The sequence below is a fragment of the Luteibacter sp. GL_149 genome (genome assembly GCF_057834065.1).
Genome location: NZ_CM174395.1, coordinates 2366857 through 2388783, shown reverse-complemented (window position 1 = coordinate 2388783; position 21927 = coordinate 2366857). Strand labels below are relative to the sequence as shown.

The following is a 21927-nucleotide window of genomic DNA, read 5'->3' as shown; positions in this document are numbered from 1 at the left end:
AAGCTGGGCGCCTATGCCACCGGTGAGACCGTCATTGACGAGCTGTATCGCGGTCAGGTCAAACGGAACAAAGATGCATTGGCCGCTCTGGCCGGCGACGAGGACATGGGTACCATCGTCGAGGCATGGATCGCTAAGGGCAAGTTCGGCAAGCTGCTCGACCTGTGGGTCAAAGGCCTCGCCTTCGACTGGCAACGTCTGTACGGCGCCGATCGGCCACGTCGCATCAGTCTGCCGACCTATCCGTTCGCCCGCGAGCGCTATTGGATACAGACCAGTCAAGGACAGGCGGTCATCTCGTCCGGCAACGGCGAAGCGCTACATCCGCTGCTACATCGCAATACCTCGGACGTCGCCGGGCTGCGCTTCAGCACGCACCTGAGCGGGGAAGAATTCTTCCTCGCCGATCACGTGGTGCAAGGCGCACGGGTTCTGCCGGGCGTCGCACAACTGGAGATGGCGCGCCGTGCGGTCGGTGAAGTGATCGGCGAAACGGTTCATATCGCATTGAACGATGTGGTGTGGGTGCGTCCGGTCGTGGTGGGCGCCAATGGGCTGACACTGCATATCGCGCTCCACCCCGAGGAAGCCGGCGACGTAAGCTTCGAAATGTATAGCGAAGGCGAAGACGGCGTAGCCGTGGTGCATAGCCGGGGCGTGGCCCTGACCGTTGCGATGGAAGCTCCGGACGCATCCGCGACCCACGATCTGGCGACATTGCGCGAGCAATGCATGCAGGCAAACTATGATGCGCAAGCGTGCTATGCCCGCTTCGAACAGATGGGCTTGCACTATGGCCCGGGATTCCAGGGTCTGAGCGAACTGTTCGTGGGGGCGCGGCAAGTTCTGGCGCGTATCACGCTACCTGCGTCTGTGCGGATGGATGGCTACGTGCTGCATCCCAGTTTGCTGGATGCGGCGCTGCAAGCGACGCTGGGCCTGCAACTGGGTACGGCGGCGGACGTAACGCTGATGCTGCCTTTTGCATTGGGTGCCCTTGAAGTGGTGAGGCCATGCACGACCGCCATGTGGGCCGTCGTCCGGCACAGCGCCGGCAGCCAGACAGGCGACGCAGTACAGCGGCTCGATATCGATCTGTGCGATGAGCGCGGTGCGGTATGCGTGCGCTTCAGGCAGTTCAGCCTGAGACCGTCGACGGCGAGCGCCACGCGCAGCGAATCCGAACCGACGGTACCGATGGCCGTGCCTGACGGAGGTATCCAGACGCTGCTGCTTCGCCCGGAATGGACGGCGCAGCCTGCCGCGATCAATGGCTCCGCGGACCGCGCGTTCGCAAGGCACCTGCTGCTGGTATGTGGAATCGACGCAGTAGACGCGGATCGCATTCAGGCGCACTTGCCGGGCGCGGTCTGTCTGACCATTCCCGCAAATCGGGATATGGCGCAGTGCTATGAATCTGCCGCTGGCATGCTTCTGGAACAGATCCAGTCGCTGGGCAGTCAGAGCGGTAGGCACCTGATCCAGATAGTGGTACCGAGTTGGGGTACAGGCCAGGCCATGGCGGGACTGGGCGGCATGTTGCGCACGGCGCAGTTGGAAAATCCGCGCCTCGTCGGTCAGGTCATCCGCGTCGAAAGCGGTCAGGACATCGTGCAGGCGCTGCTGGAAAACCGCGACGGTAACGCGCAGCAAGTACGTTACGTCCACGGCGAGCGCCAGATCGGCGGCTGGGCCGAACGCACGGCGACGCCGGAAGCCGCCTCGCCGTGGAAAGCGCACGGCGTGTACCTGATCACCGGTGGCGCCGGCGGACTGGGTTTGATCTTCGCCCGCGACATCGCGCGTCAGGCCCGGAACGCCGTGCTGATCCTGACCGGCCGATCGGCGCCGAACGAAGGCATTCAGGCCAACATCCGCCATCTGGAAACCCTTGGGGCCGTGGTGCGATACCACGCAGTCGACGTCAGCGATGCCGCCGCCCTGACGCAACTGGTGCACAGTATTCCGGAAGAGTTCGAAAGTCTGGACGGTATCATTCACAGTGCCGGCGTGGTACGCGACAGCTTCATCGCCAGGAAGACCCGGCAACAACTGCACGACGTGTTCAGCGCCAAGGTGGCCGGTACGCTGAATCTCGACGACGCCAGCCGCGACATGGCGCTCGACTGCTTCATCTGCTTCTCGTCCATCGCCGGCGCGGTAGGAAATGTGGGGCAGGCCGACTATGCGGCGGCCAATGCGTTCATGGATGCCTTCGCACACCATCGCGCGGATTTGGTGGCACAAGGACAGCGCCACGGGAACACGCTGTCGGTGAACTGGCCGCTGTGGGACGAAGGCGGCATGCAGGCGGATGCGGCGACACGCACGATGCTGATCCAGCAACTGGGCATGCATGCGTTGTCCACCGATAGCGGGGTGCTGGCCTTGCGACAGGCGATGGCGAGTGGGCTGAATCAGTTGCTGGTGGTGGCGGGCGACGCGGCTCGCATCCGCCAGGTAGTGCTGGGCAAGTCACCTGAAACAACAGCGGTAGTGCCCACAACTCACGACGACCAGACGTTCCCCGAACACATCTTGCAGGATCGCGTGAAACGGGTACTGGTAGGAATGGTGTCGTCGCTGATCAAGGTCAAGCCGGAGGATATCGACGGCGAAACGACCCTGAGCGAATACGGTTTCGATTCGGTATCGCTGACCGAATTCGGCAACGCGTTGAACCAGCACTACCGGCTCGAACTGAAGCCGACGATCTTCTTCGAGTACCCGACGCTCGACGGTCTGGCCGGCCATCTGGTGCACGAGTACCCGACGGCGCTGGTACCGCAGTTTGCAATGGCAACCGGTGCCGCACCAGCGGTCATGGCACCGGCGCCCGAGCGCTCCCGTGTACGGGGGCGGAGCCATTTCAGTATGACAACGGCAAGCCGGAGTCAGGCGATCGACGAACCGGTCGCGATCATCGGCATGAGCGGGCAGTTCCCGCAGGCGCGAGACATCGATGCCTTCTGGCGCAACCTGCGCGACGGCAAGGATTGCATCGGCGAGATTCCGCCCGAGCGCTGGGATTGGCGGGCGTGGCACGGCGACCCGCTACGCGAAGAGAACAAGACCAATATCCGATGGGGCGGCTTCATCGACGGCGTGGACGAATTCGATCCGATGTTCTTCGGCATCTCGCCCAAAGAAGCGGAACTGATGGATCCGCAACAGCGTCTGATGATGACTCACGTCTGGAAGGCACTGGAAGATGCCGGCTATGCCGGACCAGCGCTGTCCGGCAGCGACACGGCCATCTATGTCGGCACCGGAGCAACCGGCTACGGCACGCTGCTCAATCGCGCCAATCTGGGAGGGGAAGCCTATGCCTCGACGGGCGGGGTGCCTTCGGTCGGTCCCAACCGCATCAGCTATCTGCTCAATTGGCACGGCCCGAGCGAGCCGGTGGAAACGGCTTGTTCCAGTTCGCTGATTGCGCTGCGGCGCGGCGTGGCGGCCATCCGGAATGGCGAATCGTCCATCGCCATCGTTGGCGGCGTGAACACGATTGTGACACCGGAAGCACATATCAGCTTCAACAAGGCCGGGATGCTGAGCGAAGACGGTCGTTGCAAGACGTTCTCCAGCGAAGCCAACGGCTACGTACGCGGCGAAGGCGTCGCGATGCTGGTGTTGAAGGCGTTGTCCGCCGCCGAGCGCGATGGCGACCATATCTACGGACTGGTGCGCGGCACGGCGGAGAATCACGGCGGCCGCGCCAACTCGCTGACCGCGCCCAATCCGACGGCGCAGGCCGCAGTGGTCCGAAAGGCCCACCAGCAGGCGGGTATCGATCCGCGCACCGTGACTTACATCGAGGCGCATGGCACCGGTACGCCGCTGGGCGATCCGGTGGAGATCAATGGCCTGAAGGCCGCGTTCAAAGAGCTGTACGCGGCGACGGGCGAGAGCGACGTGGCGGCAGCGCACTGCGGGCTGGGTTCGGTCAAGACGAATATCGGCCATCTCGAACTGGCCGCCGGTGTGGCGGGTGTGATCAAGGTCTTGCTGCAGATGAAGCACAAGACGCTGGTGAAGAGTCTGCACAGCGATAGCCTTAATCCGTACATCGACTTGAACGGCAGTCCGTTCTATGTGGTGCAGGAAGCACGCGAATGGACAGCGGTACGCGATGCGCGCGGACAGGCCGTGCCGCGCCGCGCCGGCGTGAGCTCGTTCGGTTTCGGTGGAGTGAATGCGCATGTCGTGCTGGAGGAATACATCCCGTCGGCGACGACGACTTCTGTCGCAAGCGGCCCGGCCGCTGTGGTGCTATCGGCGCGCAACGACGAGCAGCTGCGCGAACAGGCACAACAGCTGTTGGCATTTGTCTCTTCGCCGGAAGAAGTCCGACTGGCCGATCTCGCTTATACGCTTCAGGTCGGACGCGAGCCGATGGAGGAACGACTGGGTCTCGTGGCCGGCTCACTCGCCGAACTGCACGACAAACTGACGCACTTCCTTGCTGGCGACAGCATGGACGAGCTCTATCGCGGACAGGTCAGGCGCAACAAAGACGCGATGGCCATGTTCTCGGCCGACGAAGACACGGCCCAGACCGTTCGCAACTGGATCGAGAACGGCCAGTTCGGCGAACTGCTCGACCTGTGGGTAAAGGGATACGATCTCGACTGGAACAGCCTCTATGGCAACCACAAGCCCAACCGAGTCCCTCTGCCGGGCTATCCCTTCGCGCGCGAGAAGTACTGGGTTTCCGGTGGCATGGCTTCGCGCTCGAACGTACCGGTTTCCGGCGATATGCATCGCGTGCTGCATCCCTTACTGCATCGCAATACATCGGACCTGTCGGGACAGCGTTTCAGCAGCCGCTTCCATGGCGAGGAATTCTTCTTCGCCGATCATCGTGTTGAAGATATGCGCGTGCTTCCGGGTGTGGCCCAACTCGAAATGGCGCTCGCCGCCGCACGCGAAGCGACGCATCTGGATAGCGGTTTATCGCTGAGCAAGGTGATGTGGGCACGGCCCGTGGTCGCGGGAGCGACGGGACTCACCCTGCATCTGGCGCTTCACCCGGAACAGGGCGGAGCGATCCGGTACGAAATCTACAGCGACACCGGGGAGAAGGCCGCCGTATACGGCCAGGGAACCGTACTGACGGTAGCGAATACCACCGATATCGGAGCCTGCCACGATCTGGACGCACTGCGCGAGCAATGCGTTATGGCGCATCTCGGCACCGCGCAATGTTATGCCCTGCTCGAACAGAAAGGCCTGCGTTACGGACCGGGCTTCCGCGGCCTGAACGACGTATTCGTCGGTCAGGGGCAGGTCCTGGCGCAAATAACGTTACCTGTATCCGTAGCGTCGTCGCTGGACCAGTACGTTCTGCATCCGAGCTTGCTCGATGCTGCCTTGCAAGCATCGCTGGGTCTTCAGATAGCGACAGCGGGAGCAAGTGCACCGCTGCTTGCATTGCCGTTCGCGCTCGAAACGCTGGACGTCCTGGCACCTTGCACGAGCCACATGTGGGCGATCGTGCGCTATAGCGAAGGCACGTCCGCCGGCGATGCGGTCCAGAAAATCGATATCGACTTGTGCGACCGGACAGGTCTTGTCTGCGTCCGCATCAGGCAATTCAGTTTGCGCATTTTCGATCCCAAGCCCACACGCGACACGAACATTGACCGGATCACTTCTGACATGGCCGATTTGACGGGCGTTACCCCTTCCAGCAACCGGAAGACCGACGAGGCACAAGCAGGCCTCGCCGTGAATACGCTGTTGCGTGAAAAGAGCATCGCGCAGTTCAAGAAGCTGATAGGAAAAGGCATCAAGTTGCCCGTCGACGCCATCGAGGCGAACGTCAACTTCGAAAAGTACGGCATCGATTCGATCCTCGTCATGGAACTGACCCATGCCTTGCGCGATGTATTCGGTGCCGACAACGTCGGTACGACGTTGCTCTTCGAACACCAGAACATCGAGAGCCTCGTCGAGCATTTCATCCGGACCGACGCCGAGGCATTGATGCGTTGGACGGGACTGGATGTTGTCGTCGCTTCCAACGGAACGCGTACGACGAGCCAGATATCGGTACTCCCTCCCGCGATGGGCGAGGAAAATCGCATCCGTGCGGACGAAGGCGTATATAAAGTGGCCCCCACGATGGCGAGCATACCGGCGACCGCACCCCGTTTCGACGTGGCGATCGTCGGCCTGTCCGGACGCTACCCCGGCGCTGCCGATGTCGATCAGTTCTGGGACAACCTGGCTGCGGGTCGCAACTGCATTTCGGAAGTGCCGCCCGAGCGTTGGGACAACAGCAGGTTCTTCGACGAGCGTAAGCATCAACCCGGAAAGACCTATACCCGGTGGGCAGGTCTGCTGGACGATGTGGATTGCTTCGATCGCCTGTTCTTCAATATCACGCCGCGCGAAGCACAGCTGATCGGCCCGCAGGAGCGGCTGTTCATGCAGGAGGTGCATGCAAGCATCGAAGATGCCGGCTACACGCCTGAAAGTGTGAGCCAGAGCAGAAAGATCGGCCTGTTTGTCGGCGTCATGAATGAGAATTACGCGACTGGCGTGCGCTTCTGGTCGATCGCCAATCGCGTGTCCTATGCGTTCAATTTCCAGGGCCCCAGCATGGCGGTCGATACCGCGTGCTCGTCCTCGCTGACGGCGGTGCACCTGGCCATCGAAAGCCTGCGTAGCGGCGACAGTGACGTGGCCGTTGCCGGTGGCGTGAATCTGATCGTCGCACCGGCCCATCTGATCGATCTGTCCTCGATGGGGATGCTGTCCAGCGGCGACAAGTGCAAGTCGTTTGCCGCCGACGGCGATGGGTTCGTGGACAGCGAGGCGGTGGGAGCGCTCGTGCTCAAGCCGCTTCATCGCGCGGTTGCCGATGGCGACCATATCTATGGCGTGATCAAGGGTAGTGCGATCAATTCGGGCGGCAAGACCAACAGCTATATGGTGCCCAACCCGAATATGCAGGCGCAGTTGGTGAGCGACGCCCTGCAACGCGCCGGTGTCGATGCGCGCGCCGTCAGCTATGTGGAAGCGCAGGGTACCGGCAGTAACCTGGGCGACCCGATCGAGATCGCCGGGCTGTCCAGGGCATTCCGGAAGGGAACGCAGGACAAGCAGTACTGCGCCATCGGATCGGCCAAGTCGAACGTCGGACATAGCGAGAGTGCAAGCGGATTCGTGGGGATCAGCAAGGTATTGATGCAGATGAAGCATCGGATCCTGGTGCCGAGTCTGCATGCGGAAACGCTAAATCCGAACATTAAATTTGCCGACACTCCCTTTGTCGTGCAGCAGGTATTGGCGCCCTGGCTGCGTCCGCTGCTGGAACTTGGCGGTCAACGGCGCGAATTTCCGAGAATCGCAGGGGTTTCCTCGTTTGGCGCGGGCGGTGCGAATGCCCATGTGGTGATCGAGGAATACATCGCGCCGCCCGTCGCAGATCAGGCTTCGACGCAGCCGATCCATGGCCCGGCCATGGTCGTGCTGTCGGCACGCAATCGGGAAAGGCTGCAGGAGCAAGTGCAACGGCTGCTGGCCGCGATCGCGCCGACACGCGTCGCCGCCGACCTGACGCTGGCCAATGTGGCTTACACCCTGCAAGTTGGCCGCGAAGCGATGGAAGAGCGGCTGGCCCTGCTGGTTGATTCGCTCGACGACTTGCGACGGAAGTTGACGGCCTGCGCCGCTGGCACCGTCGACGTCGACGTCGAGGGCGTCTGGCGCGGTCAGGTCAAACGCAATGCCTTGGCGATGCTTTCGGACGACGAGGACATGAACGTGACGGTCCAGGCGTGGGTCGCCAAGGGCAAGTTCGGCAAGCTGCTCGATCTGTGGGTCAAGGGCTTCACCTTCGACTGGAACGTTTTATACGTGACAGCCAGCAGCCACCCCCGTCGCATCAGTCTGCCCACCTATCCATTCGCGCGGGAACGCTACTGGACCGATGTCCGTTATCCGGATAGTCCGGAAGCGTTCGCAGTCGCAGGCCAGGGGACGCCGATCGTGCGACGTGACGCCATGGCGCCGGTCGCGCCGACGGCCGACGCATCTATTAAGGCGGCCAGTCACGAACAAGCGATGACCCGTATCTGGCAGGAACTGTTCGGCCGTCCGTCGGTGGATATCGACGACGACTTCTTCGAGCTGGGCGGACATTCCTTGCTGGCGACGCAGCTGGCATCCCGGATTCGCGCCGAATTCGGAATCGAAGTGCCGGTGGGCACCATCTTCGAAGCGCCGACCGTGGCGTCGCTCGTCCAGAGAATGAAGCTGATCGCTCCCGTATCGGGAACACCGGGCGAACAGGAGATGGTGTTGGCAATACAGCCCATCTCGCGGGATGCGCCGCTGTCGTTGTCGTTCGCCCAGCAGCGCCTGTGGTTTCTCGATCAGTACGAGTCGCGGCGCGAGGTATATAACATCCCGGCCGCCGTGCGCCTGACCGGACATCTCAGCGTGGATGCGCTGGCCCGCACGCTCAACGAGATCGTGCGCCGTCACGACGTCCTGCGCACTTCGTTTGCGATCGTTGGCGATGAGCCCGTGCAAATCGTCGCGCCGGCATGGACGCTGCCGCTGGAAGTCACCGACCTGAGCGGCTTGCCGTCCACGGCACGTGAGGCACAGGCACGCCTTCTCCAGCAGGACGAAGCGAGCAAACCCTTCGATCTCACCGCCGGTCCTTTGATCCGTTTCCGTCTGGTCCGGCTTGCCGGCGAAGAACACGTTCTGCTCCTGACGATCCACCATATCGTCTCGGATGGCTGGTCCATGGGCATCGTGGTGCGGGAAGTGGCCGCCTTGTACCGGTCTTTCTTGCAAGGCCAGCCGTCGCCCTTGCCGGAACTACCGATTCAGTACGCGGACTTCGCCCATTGGCAGCGGCAGTGGCTGAGCGGGGACGTCCTGGAGCGGCAGCTGAGCTACTGGAAACGGCAACTGGCCGATAGCCCGCCCCTGTTGACGCTGCCCACGGACCGGCCGCGGCCGGCGTTGTCCGATCACAGCGGGGCCACGTTGCCGTTCGCCTTACCGGCGACGCTGGTCGCGCGCCTGCAAGCGCTCGGTCACCAGACGCAAAGCACGCTGTTCATGACGCTGTGTGCCGCGTTCAATGTCTTGCTGGCACGTTACGCCGGACAAAGCGATATCTGCATCGGCACCCCGATCGCCAATCGCAACCGCACCGAAATCGAGCATCTGATCGGCTTCTTCGTCAACACGCTGGTCCTGCGCACGACGGTCGATCCGCAGCGCGATTTCCACCACCTGCTGCAACAAGTGCGACAGCACACGCTCGATGCGTATGCCCATCAGGATGTGCCGTTCGAGCAACTGGTCGAGGCCCTTCAGCCGGAACGGCACACCAGCTATACGCCGTTGTTCCAGGTAATGCTGGTCCTGCAGAACATGCCGATGGACGAGCTGGCCTTGCCGGGTCTGTCGATGAATGTGCTGGACAGCGAGAGCGTGACGGCGAAGTTCGACCTCACGTTGACCCTGACCGAGGGCAGGGAAGGGCTGCAGGGCGGTTTCGAATACAGCACCGAGCTGTTCGAGGCGCGCACGATCGAACGGCTGGCCGGGCACTTCACCGCACTGTTGCAGGCGATCGTGGCCGATCCGGGCATGCCTGTCGGCGAGCTGACCATGCTCTCTGACGACGAACGCCACCAGCTGCTGCACACGTTCAACGCCACCGCCACGGTCTATCCGAACGGCACGCAAACGCTGCACCAGCTGTTCGAAGCCCAGGTCCGGCGCAGCCCGGACCATCCCGCCGTGGTCTTCGACGGCGTCTCGTTGAGCTACGCCGAACTCAACGCGCAAGCCAATCGCCTGGCCCGTCATCTGCGCGGTCTGGGCGTCGGACCGGACACACTGGTCGGGCTGTGCGTCGAGCGCTCGCTGGCGATGATCGTCGGGCTGTACGGCATCCTGAAAGCCGGCGGTGCTTACGTGCCGCTCGATCCGGCCTATCCGCCGGAACGGCTGGCGACGATCGTCGCCGATGCCCGACCCGTCGTGATCCTCACGCAACGGCATGTGCGCGATGCATTGCCGGACCGGCCGGTGTTCTGCCTCGACAGCGAGGCCGACGTGCTGCATGCCTATGGGGAAGACAACCTCGACCATCAGACCCAGCCGGGCAACCTGGCGTACGTGATCTACACCTCCGGCTCGACCGGCACGCCCAAGGGCGTGGGTATCGACCAGCAAGGCATCGTCAATCGCCTGCAATGGATGCAGGAAGCCTATCCGCTGAGCGCCGCCGACCGGGTCTTGCAGAAGACCCCCTTCAGCTTCGACGTGTCGGTCTGGGAGTTTTTCTGGCCGCTGATCGAAGGGGCGACGCTGGTGGTCGCCCGACCCGGCGGGCATCAGGACGTGGCCTATCTGGCCGGGTTGATCGATGCCCAATGCATCACCACGCTGCATTTCGTGCCGCCGATGCTGGAGGTGTTCCTCAACGAAGCGGCGGCCGGTTGCGGTCAGTCGTTGCGGCAGGTCATGTGCAGCGGGCAGGCACTGCCGCTGGAATTGCAGCAGCGCTTCTTTGCGACCTGGGATCACGTCGCGCTGCATAACCTGTACGGCCCGACCGAAGCCTCGGTCGATGTCACGTACTGGCCGTGCTCGAAAGACAGCGCGCTGACCTGCGTGCCGATCGGCCAGCCTATCGCGAACATCCAGATCCATCTCCTCGATGAGGCGCTTCACCCGGTGCCGGTGGGGGTGGTCGGGCATCTGTATATCGCCGGTATCGGTCTGGCCCGTGGCTACATCAACCGTCCCGATCTGACCGCGCAAAGCTTCATCCCGAACCCGTTCAGTGTCGCGCCCGGAGCGCGGATGTATCGCTCGGGCGATCTGGCCCGGTACCTGCCGGACGGGCAGATCGAGTATCTGGGCCGCAGCGACCATCAGGTCAAAATCCGCGGTCTGCGTATCGAGCTGGGCGAAATCGAATCGACGCTGGGTACGCTGGACGCCGTACGCGATGTCGTCGTGCTGGCCCGGCCGGACGAGCGGCATATCCCACGACTGGTGGCCTATCTGGTGGCGCACGACGGACAGGTATTGCCCGAAACGGCAACCCTGCGTACGGCGTTGCTGCAAACGCTGCCCGATTACATGGTGCCCGAGTATTTCATCGCGCTCGACGCCATGCCGTTGACCCGCAACGGCAAGGTCGACCGCGCCGCGCTGCCGGCACCGGACAGGGTGCAGAACGATACGATACATGTGGCGCCACGTACCCCTACCGAACAGATCGTCGCCGACATCTGGACCGATGTCCTGAAACTGGACAAGGTCAGTGTGTTCGACGATTTCTTCAGACTGGGCGGTCATTCGCTGCTCGCTATCGCTCTTATCGAACGGATGCGTCGCGTGGAGCTATCGGTCGATATCAAGACGTTCTTCGTCGAACCGACCGTGGCGGCGCTGGCCCTGGCTACGGAAAAGGGTGGCGGCAACATCGTCGTACCCGCCAACGGCATTCCGGAAGGAAGTACGCATATCACGCCGGACATGGTCACGCTGGCAACGCTAAGCGGTGCGGACATTGCCAGGATCGTCGGCAGCGTGCCGGGCGGCGCGGCCAATATTCAGGACATCTATCCGTTGTCGCCGGCGCAGGAAGGCCTTCTGTTCCATCACCTGATGGCGGAAGAACGCGACGCCTATGTGATGGAAATGCTTCTGGCGTTCGAAACGCGCAGCCACCTCGACAACTTCGTGGTGGCCCTCCAGACGGTCATCGCCCGGCACGACGTGTTGCGTACCGCCGTCCTGTGGGAGGAGCTGGCCGAGCCTGTGCAGGTGGTGTGGCGGCATGCGCCGCTGACGATCGAAGACGTATCGCTGGCCGGGGACGACGACGTAGCCGCGCAACTGGGCGCACGTTATAACCCGCTGAGTTATCGGCTGGATGTGCGGAATGCTCCCCTGATCAGGGGCTTCGTCGCCGACGATCCGACGCGTGGCCGGTGGCTGATGCAAGTCATGCTGCATCACCTGATCGACGACAATACCTCGCTTAAGTTGTTGGCCGGGGAACTCAGGGCCATTCTCGATGGGCACGGCAACATGCTGTCCGCACCGTTGCCTTACCGCAATTTCGTGGCCCAGGCCCGCTCGGGCGTCAGCCAGGCGGAACACGAGGCATTCTTCCGTTCGATGCTGGCACACGTCGACGAACCTACCGCTCCCTTCGGACTGCTGGACGTACAGGGAGATGGCGCGGATATCGCCGAAGCGCGACTTCAGGTGGAGCCGGTACTGGCACGTCGTTTGCGACAGCAGGCGCGAAAGCTCGGCGTGAGCACCGCCAGCCTGATGCACCTGGCGTGGGCGCGGGTATTGTCGCTGCTTTCCGGGCGGCAAGACGTGGTGTTCGGCACCGTGCTGTTTGGCCGCATGCAAAGCGGCGAGGGCGCGGATCAAGTGCTCGGTCTGTTCATCAACACGCTCCCTGTCTGCATACCGACGGGGGCAAAGCGTGTGATCGACGGAGTGCGCGATACGCACGTTCTCTTGACGAAGTTGCTGCGTCATGAGCACGCATCGCTGGCACTGGCCCAGCGTGCAAGTGGCGTAGCGGCACCCGCGCCGTTGTTTTCGGCATTGCTCAATTATCGTCACAACGTCAGCGCGGACGCAGTCAGCGCCGACGATCTGGCGGGCATGCAGCTGATCGGCATGAAGGAACGCACCAATTATCCCTGCGTGCTTTCGATCGACGATGCCGGCGATGACTTTGGCCTGGCCATCCAGATACCGGATGCCCAGCGGGCGCAGCGGCTATGCCAGTACGTACACACGGTACTGGAGCATCTGACGGAAGCGCTGGAGAACCGCCCCGATGCGCGTATCGACAGTCTGGAAGTGATGCCGCTGGCCGAGCGCAACCAGTTGCTCCATGTATTTAACGACACCGTCCCGGTTCGCCGCGACATCCGGCCGGGCACACTTTGCATCCATCAGCGCTTCGAGCAACTGGCGCGGCAAACGCCCGACGCTCTGGCCGTCGTCGATGGCGAGACGCGATACAGCTACGACCAGCTCAACCGGCACGCCAACCAGTTGGCGCATCTGCTGCGCGCGGAAGGTGTCCGGGATGGCGACGCCGTCGCGATCGCATTGCCCCGCAGCGTCGATCTCATCATTGCCGAGCTGGCCGTCGTCAAAGCAGGGTCAATCTACGTTCCCCTTGACGCCGTGCTTCCCGTCGACCGCCAGGCGCACATGCTCAACGACTGCGCCGCACGCTGCATCGTTACGCGTAGCGGCATAGTCACTCCGGATAGCGTCCGGAGAGTGGAACTCGATCTGGCCGATACCCGGAGCGCGCTGGCACGACAGTCCGAGCGCAACCTGCCTACGGCCATCGACGGTTCCGCGTGTGCCTACATCATGTACACCTCGGGTTCGACCGGCCAATCCAAGGGCGTGCAAATCCCGCATCGGGCCATCGAGCGTCTCGCGATCGACAATGGCTATCTCGATCTACAGGCCGGCGACCGGTTCGCCTGCGCGGCGAACCCGGCATTCGATGCGAGCACGCTGGAAATCTGGGTTCCCCTGCAAACCGGGGCGGCCATCGTCATCGTCGGTCACGACGATCTGATGCTGCCGGCCAGGCTGGCCACGCTCATCCAGGAGCAGCAGATTAGCTGCATGTGGATGACGGTGGGATTGTTCAACCAGTACGCGCAAGCCCTGGGCAGGGCGATTTCGCAGCTGCGCGCATTGATCGTGGGCGGCGACGCACTCGACCCGCACATTATCGGAAAGGTCTTGCAGAGCCATCCGCCGAAGCGGCTGATCAACGGCTATGGACCGACCGAAACCACGACATTCGCGGCGACGTACGACATCACGCAGGTCGTCCCGGGCCACAGCATCCCGATTGGCCGGCCCATCGGCAACACCCGCATCTATGTGCTGAACGGTAATCTGCAGCCCGTCCCGGTCGGCGTCGCAGGCGAACTCTATATCGGCGGTGCCGGCGTCGCCCTTGGCTACCTCCATCTGCCCGCCCTGACACAGGAACGATTCATCGCCGATCCGTTCGTCCCGGCGGGTCAGTCCGACGCCCGTCTGTACAAAACCGGCGACCTCGGACGTTACCTCCCCGACGGCAACATCGAGTTTTTGAGCCGCAACGACTTCCAGGTCAAGATTCGTGGCTTCCGCATCGAACTGGGCGAAATCGAAGCCGAACTGCAAGCGATAGCGGAAATTCGTGAAACCGTGGTCCTTGCCCGGGAAGACAATCCGGGCGACAAGTGTCTGGTGGCCTACCTGGTACCGCACGAAGAGCAGGGCGTGCCCGATGCGACGCAGCTGCGCGCCATTCTGCGGCAGAGCCTGCCGGAATATATGGTGCCGCTTTACTTCGTCGCGCTCGATCGCTTGCCCCTTACGTCGAACGGCAAGATCGACCGCAAGGCGCTACCGGCACCCGACACGACGCGCAGCGACGCCGGCTACGTGGCGCCGCGGTCGGTGGACGAACGGAAGATGGCCGACATCTGGATGGATGTGTTGAACCTGGAGCAGGTCAGCGTCTACGACAATTTCTTCGAGCTTGGCGGCCACTCGCTACTGGCCACGCAACTCATGTCGCGGATTGCAGGGACCTTCAAGGTCGATACATCGCTGCGTACGATTTTCGAGGCACCGACGCTGGCCGACATGGTCGGTCAGATCGTGCCGGCGAGTGTCGAAAGCGTGGATGTGCCGCCGACACCCGTCGAACCGGCTGAGGCATTTCAGCTCTCGTTTGCGCAGCAGCGCCTGTGGTTCCTGGATCAACTGGAAGGCCAGAGCCTGGCGTACAACATCCCGCTGGCGGTGCGGTTGAGGGGCAAACTCGATCGCGAAGCGCTGCAGGCCGCTCTCAACGATGTGATGCACCGCCACGATGCGCTGCGCGCGTACTTCGAAAGCATCGAAGGAACACCGGTGCAGAAAATCATGCCGCGACTGGACCTGGTGCTCACCCCCAACGATTTGCGCCAATCGGCAAGCAAGGAGCGCGACGCCAGGGTGCAATGGTTGATGCTCGACGAAGCGCGCATTCCCTTCGACCTGCAAACCGGACCGCTGATCCGGGGCAGCCTGCTGCAACTCGAAGACCAGGACCATCTGCTGTTGCTGACCATGCATCACATCGTCTCCGATGGCTGGTCGATGGGAGTTCTGGTAAAGGAAGTCAGCGCGCTGTATGCGAGTCATGCACTGGGTTTGCCCTCCTCGCTGCCAGAGCTGCCGATGCGCTATGTCGATTTTGCCAACTGGCAACGGCAATGGCTGAGCGGCGATGTCCTGGACCGGCAGCTGAACTATTGGAAGCAGCAACTGACGGGTAGCCCGAATTTCCTGACCTTGCCGATCGACCGGCCGCGCCCGTCGACGCAGAGTCAACGTGGCGCGTCGCTGCCATATGTCATTCCGGTGGAGCTTAGTAATCAACTGCAGGCATTGAGCAGAAAAACGCAGGGCACGTTGTTCATGACGCTGTGCGCGGCGTTCAATGTCCTGCTGGCACGTTACTCCGGACAAAGCGACATCTGCATCGGCACACCGATTGCCAATCGCAACCGCGCCGAAATCGAGGGACTGATCGGCTTCTTCGTCAATACGCTGGTACTGCGCACGCAAGTAGATCTGAGTCTCGGATTCACCGCGCTGTTGAAGCAGGTACGGACGAACACGCTCGATGCCTATACGCATCAGGACGTGCAGTTCGAACAATTGGTGGAAGCGCTGCAACCGGAGCGCCATGCCAGCTATACGCCGCTGTTCCAGGTCATGCTGGTGTTACAGAACGCCCCGATGACCCGGCTGGCATTGCCGGGTCTGCAACTGGAACTCGTCCCGAGCGAAAGCGTTACCGCCAAGTTCGATCTGACCTTGATGCTGACCGAAGGCAAGGACGGTCTGTACGGGAACTTCGAATACAACACCGACCTGTTCGACGCCGGGACCATCGAGCGCCTGTCTGGCCACTTCACGTGCTTGCTGCGCGCCATCGTGGCGGACCCGACGTGTCCCATGGGGGATCTGGTTATGCTCGGCGACGATGAGCGCCACCGCATTCTGGCCGAATGGAACGATACCGCTGCCAGTTTGCCGTACGAGGCAACGACCATCCAGGCGTTGTTCGAGGCACAGGCGGCACGCACGCCGGACAACGTGGCGGTCATGCATGAAGGAATTGCGCTTAACTATACGGAACTGAACAGTCGGGCCAATCAAGTGGCGCATCACCTGAGAAGGCTGGGCGTTGGCCCGGATGTGCTGGTTGGGATATGCATGACACGCACGCCCGATATGGTCGTCGGCATGCTTGGAGTATTGAAGGCGGGCGGTGCGTATGTGCCGCTCGACCCCGCCTATCCGCCGGAGCGGATTGCGACGATGCTGGTGGATGCCCAGCCGAGGGTGCTGTTGACGCAACGGCATCTGCAATCGAGCCTGCCGGCGGTGGCCGGAACGTCGGTGTTCTGCATCGATGCCGAAGGCAGCCTGCTTGAAAGCTGCAGCGACGACAATCCCGCACATAGCACCCACGGCGATCATCTGGCGTATGTGATCTATACGTCCGGGTCGACCGGAAAACCGAAGGGCGTAGCCATCCAGCACAGGAACGCCACGGCGTTCATCCACTGGGCCCTGGCCACCTTCGACCGGGACAGTCTCGACAAAGTGCTGGCGTCGACCTCGATGTGCTTCGATCTTTCCATCTTCGAGATCTTCGTTCCGTTGAGTCGGGGCGGTTCGAGCTGGCTGGTCGACAACATCCTGGACTTCTCGGAAAATTCATCCGCGCTTCCGGTCACCCTGGTCAATACCGTGCCCTCGGCCATGGCGGAAGTACACCGCAGCAAGGGCCTTCCGGCATCGGTCAAAGTCGTCAACCTGGCCGGTGAGGCGCTTGCCAATTCGCTTGCGCAATCGCTCTATCGGCGGGAATCGGTCGAACGGGTCTTCAATCTGTATGGCCCGTCGGAAGACACGACGTACTCCACGTTCACGCTGGTAGAGAATGGCTCCGCCGCGCCGGTGTCCATTGGCCGGCCGATTGCCGGTACGCAGACCTATATTCTCGACGCCCGATGGAATCCGGTTCCGATCGGGATAGCCGGCGAACTGTTCATTGCCGGCGACGGACTCGCACGAGGTTATCTGAAGCGGCCCGACCTGACCGCGGAGAAATTCGTACCCAACCCGTTCAGTGCCACGCCGGGCGCACGCATGTATCGCACCGGCGATCTGGTTCGTTACCGTACGGACGGCCATATCGAATACCTGGGACGTATCGATCATCAGGTAAAGATTCGCGGCTTCCGCATCGAACTGGGTGAAATCGAGACCGCGCTACAGGCATTGGCCAGCGAGGTGGTGGTACTGGCACGGGAGGACAACGCGGGCGACAAGCGGCTCGTTGCCTATCTCGTGGCGCACGAGGGACAAGCGGTGCCGGATGAAGCGCAACTGCGCTCTATCCTGTCGAAGACGCTGCCCGAGTACATGGTGCCGAGCTACTTCATCGCGCTCGATCATATGCCGCTGACGCCGAACGGCAAGATCAACCGAAACGCCTTGCCGGCGCCGGACATGACGCGCAGCGACGAGGGATATGTCGCGCCGCGTACGCCAACCGAAGAGATCATGGCCGACATCTGGGCCGGCATCCTGAAGCTGGACAAAGTTGGCATACACGACGATTTCTTCGCGCTGGGCGGGCATTCGCTGCTGGCGACACAGCTGATGTCGCGGATAAAGATCTCGCTGCAAGTCGAATTGCCTTTGCGTGCCTTGTTCGAAGCACCGACCATTGCAGCGTTGATGCCGATGGTGGCGGAAGCCGATAGTGGCATCGGCGCTCCGCAGTTATTGCCCGTGAACCGCGACATGCCGTTGCCGCTGTCATTTACGCAGACGCGCCTCTGGTTCCTGGATCAGCTGGAACGGCAGAACGCGCTTTACAACATCCCGGCCGCCGTGCGCCTGACCGGGCATCTCGATGTAGACGCGCTGACCCGCGCGCTCACTGAGATCGTGCGCCGCCATGAAGCACTGCGCACCTGTTTCGCAGGTCGCGACGGGGCGCCCGTGCAGGTCATCATGCCTTGTATGGCGTTGCCGCTGGCAATCAACGACCTGTCCGATTTGCCGTTGAGGGAGAGAGAGACCAAGGCGCAATGGTTGTCGGCGGACGAAGCGAGAACGCCATTCGATCTGGAAACGGATCTTCTGATTCGAGGGGCGCTGTTGCGGCTCGACGATCGGGAGCACCTGCTGCTTCTGACGATGCACCATATCGTCTTCGATGGATGGTCGCTTTCCATCCTGGTGCGCGAGATCGCGGCAATCTACGCCGCTTATACGCAAGGCCAGCCGTCGCCCTTGCCGGAACTACCGATTCAGTACGCGGACTTCGCCCATTGGCAGCGGCAGTGGCTGAGCGGGGACGTCCTGGAGCGGCAGCTGAGCTACTGGAAACGGCAGCTGGCCGATAGCCCGCCCCTGTTGACGCTGCCCACGGACCGGCCGCGGCCGGCGTTGTCCGATCACAGCGGGGCCACGTTGCCGTTCGCCTTACCGGCGACGCTGGTCGCGCGCCTGCAAGCGCTCGGTCACCAGACGCAAAGCACGCTGTTCATGACGCTGTGTGCCGCGTTCAATGTCTTGCTGGCACGTTACGCCGGACAAAGCGATATCTGCATCGGCACCCCGATCGCCAATCGCAACCGCACCGAAATCGAGCATCTGATCGGCTTCTTCGTCAACACGCTGGTCCTGCGCACGACGGTCGATCCGCAGCGCGATTTCCACCACCTGCTGCAACAAGTGCGACAGCACACGCTCGATGCGTATGCCCATCAGGATGTGCCGTTCGAGCAACTGGTCGAGGCCCTTCAGCCGGAACGGCACACCAGCTATACGCCGTTGTTCCAGGTAATGCTGGTCCTGCAGAACATGCCGATGGACGAGCTGGCCTTGCCGGGTCTGTCGATGAATGTGCTGGACAGCGAGAGCGTGACGGCGAAGTTCGACCTCACGTTGACCCTGACCGAGGGCAGGGAAGGGCTGCAGGGCGGTTTCGAATACAGCACCGAGCTGTTCGAGGCGCGCACGATCGAACGGCTGGCCGGGCACTTCACCGCACTGTTGCAGGCGATCGTGGCCGATCCGGGCATGCCTGTCGGCGAGCTGACCATGCTCTCTGACGACGAACGCCACCAGCTGCTGCACACGTTCAACGCCACCGCCACGGTCTATCCGAACGGCACGCAAACGCTGCACCAGCTGTTCGAAGCCCAGGTCCGGCGCAGCCCGGACCATCCCGCCGTGGTCTTCGACGGCGTCTCGTTGAGCTACGCCGAACTCAACGCGCAAGCCAATCGCCTGGCCCGTCATCTGCGCGGTCTGGGCGTCGGACCGGACACACTGGTCGGGCTGTGCGTCGAGCGCTCGCTGGCGATGATCGTCGGGCTGTACGGCATCCTGAAAGCCGGCGGTGCTTACGTGCCGCTCGATCCGGCCTATCCGCCGGAACGGCTGGCGACGATCGTCGCCGATGCCCGACCCGTCGTGATCCTCACGCAACGGCATGTGCGCGATGCATTGCCGGACCGGCCGGTGTTCTGCCTCGACAGCGAGGCCGACGTGCTGCATGCCTATGGGGAAGACAACCTCGACCATCAGACCCAGCCGGGCAACCTGGCGTACGTGATCTACACCTCCGGCTCGACCGGCACGCCCAAGGGCGTGGGTATCGACCAGCAAGGCATCGTCAATCGCCTGCAATGGATGCAGGAAGCCTATCCGCTGAGCGCCGCCGACCGGGTCTTGCAGAAGACCCCCTTCAGCTTCGACGTGTCGGTCTGGGAGTTTTTCTGGCCGCTGATCGAAGGGGCGACGCTGGTGGTCGCCCGACCCGGCGGGCATCAGGACGTGGCCTATCTGGCCGGGTTGATCGATGCCCAATGCATCACCACGCTGCATTTCGTGCCGCCGATGCTGGAGGTGTTCCTCAACGAAGCGGCGGCCGGTTGCGGTCAGTCGTTGCGGCAGGTCATGTGCAGCGGGCAGGCACTGCCGCTGGAATTGCAGCAGCGCTTCTTTGCGACCTGGGATCACGTCGCGCTGCATAACCTGTACGGCCCGACCGAAGCCTCGGTCGATGTCACGTACTGGCCGTGCTCGAAAGACAGCGCGCTGACCTGCGTGCCGATCGGCCAGCCTATCGCGAACATCCAGATCCATCTCCTCGATGAGGCGCTTCACCCGGTGCCGGTGGGGGTGGTCGGGCATCTGTATATCGCCGGTATCGGTCTGGCCCGTGGCTACATCAACCGTCCCGATCTGACCGCGCAAAGCTTCATCCCGAACCCGTTCAGTGTCGCGCCCGGAGCGCGGATGTATCGCTCGGGCGATCTGGCCCGGTACCTGCCGGACGGGCAGATCGAGTATCTGGGCCGCAGCGACCATCAGGTCAAAATCCGCGGTCTGCGTATCGAGCTGGGCGAAATCGAATCGACGCTGGGTACGCTGGACGCCGTACGCGATGTCGTCGTGCTGGCCCGGCCGGACGAGCGGCATATCCCACGACTGGTGGCCTATCTGGTGGCGCACGACGGACAGGTATTGCCCGAAACGGCAACCCTGCGTACGGCGTTGCTGCAAACGCTGCCCGATTACATGGTGCCCGAGTATTTCATCGCGCTCGACGCCATGCCGTTGACCCGCAACGGCAAGGTCGACCGCGCCGCGCTGCCGGCACCGGACAGGGTGCAGAACGATACGATACATGTGGCGCCACGCACCCCTACCGAACAGATCGTCGCCGACATCTGGGTCGACCTGCTGCCAGTCGAAAAAGTGGGCATACAGGATGATTTCTTTGCGCTGGGCGGTCACTCCTTGCTGGCGGTCCAACTGGTTTCGCGGTTGCGCAAGCGCGGCGACATCGATATTGAACTGCGCGACCTGTTTTCCCATCCCACCCTGAGCGCACTGGCTGCCTTCGTCGATTCGAGCAGGACGGCAACCCGCCATCCGAATCTTGTTCCGATTCGATCGCACGGCCATTCGACGCCGCTGTTCCTGATTCACCCCATCGGCGGAGAAGTTCAGTATGCGTTCGACCTGGCGCGGCATCTGGAGGCCGATCAGCCTGTCTATGCATTGGCGGCGAGCGGCTTCGCCATCGGCGAGACGCCGCACGCAAGCATCGTGGATATGGCGGCCGCCTACGTCGATGCGATGCGGCAGGTGCAGCCCTCTGGCCCATACATGGTTGCGGGCTGGTCGCTGGGTGGCATGATCGCTTACGAAGTCGCCCACCAATTGCTTGCGGCTGGCGAAACCGTCAACTTCGTAGGGATGATCGATACGGGCAGCAGCCCATACCTGCGTGCTCAATGGCGGATGGAAGATACCGTCGAGTTCGACGAATGCATGGCATTGACGCACTGGGTCGTCGATCAACGCCCCGATATAGGCGACATTCGTCTGCATCCTTCCTACGATGAATTGAACGCACTGGCCGAATGCAAAGACATCGGCGCCATGATCGCCGTGTGCCAACGCGAAGCACTTCTTCCGGCGCACATCGGTATGCCACTGATGAAGCGAATGCTGGCTCTCTATCAGGCCAGCGCCAAAGCGGCGGAAACTTACCAGGCGCGTCCCGCGGTGACGAACGTGACGTTCTTTGCCACGGACCGCGACGAGGGCGAAGACATGACGCTGGGTTGGGGCGATCTGCTAGGAGAACGCCTTGAAGTGACGAAGATCGGGGGCAGCCATCTGTCGATAGTGAAGCCGCCATACATCGAGAAACTGGCGCGCGACATATCCGCCAGGATCAAGCGCCATTCTCCTAGCGCCGAATTGTCGTTTGCCAATTGA

1 protein-coding gene (only partly in view) is annotated in these 21927 nt (G+C 62.4%); it reads left to right on the top strand.

The genetic code is table 11. The features are described from left to right. Positions 1-21927 carry the 3' portion of an amino acid adenylation domain-containing protein gene (locus tag AC3IR3_RS10750; protein WP_489191971.1) on the top strand. 18156 nt of this gene lie to the left of the window's left edge, so the window shows 21927 of its 40083 coding nt (coding positions 18157-40083); its start codon lies beyond the left edge, outside the window; it ends in the stop codon at positions 21925-21927.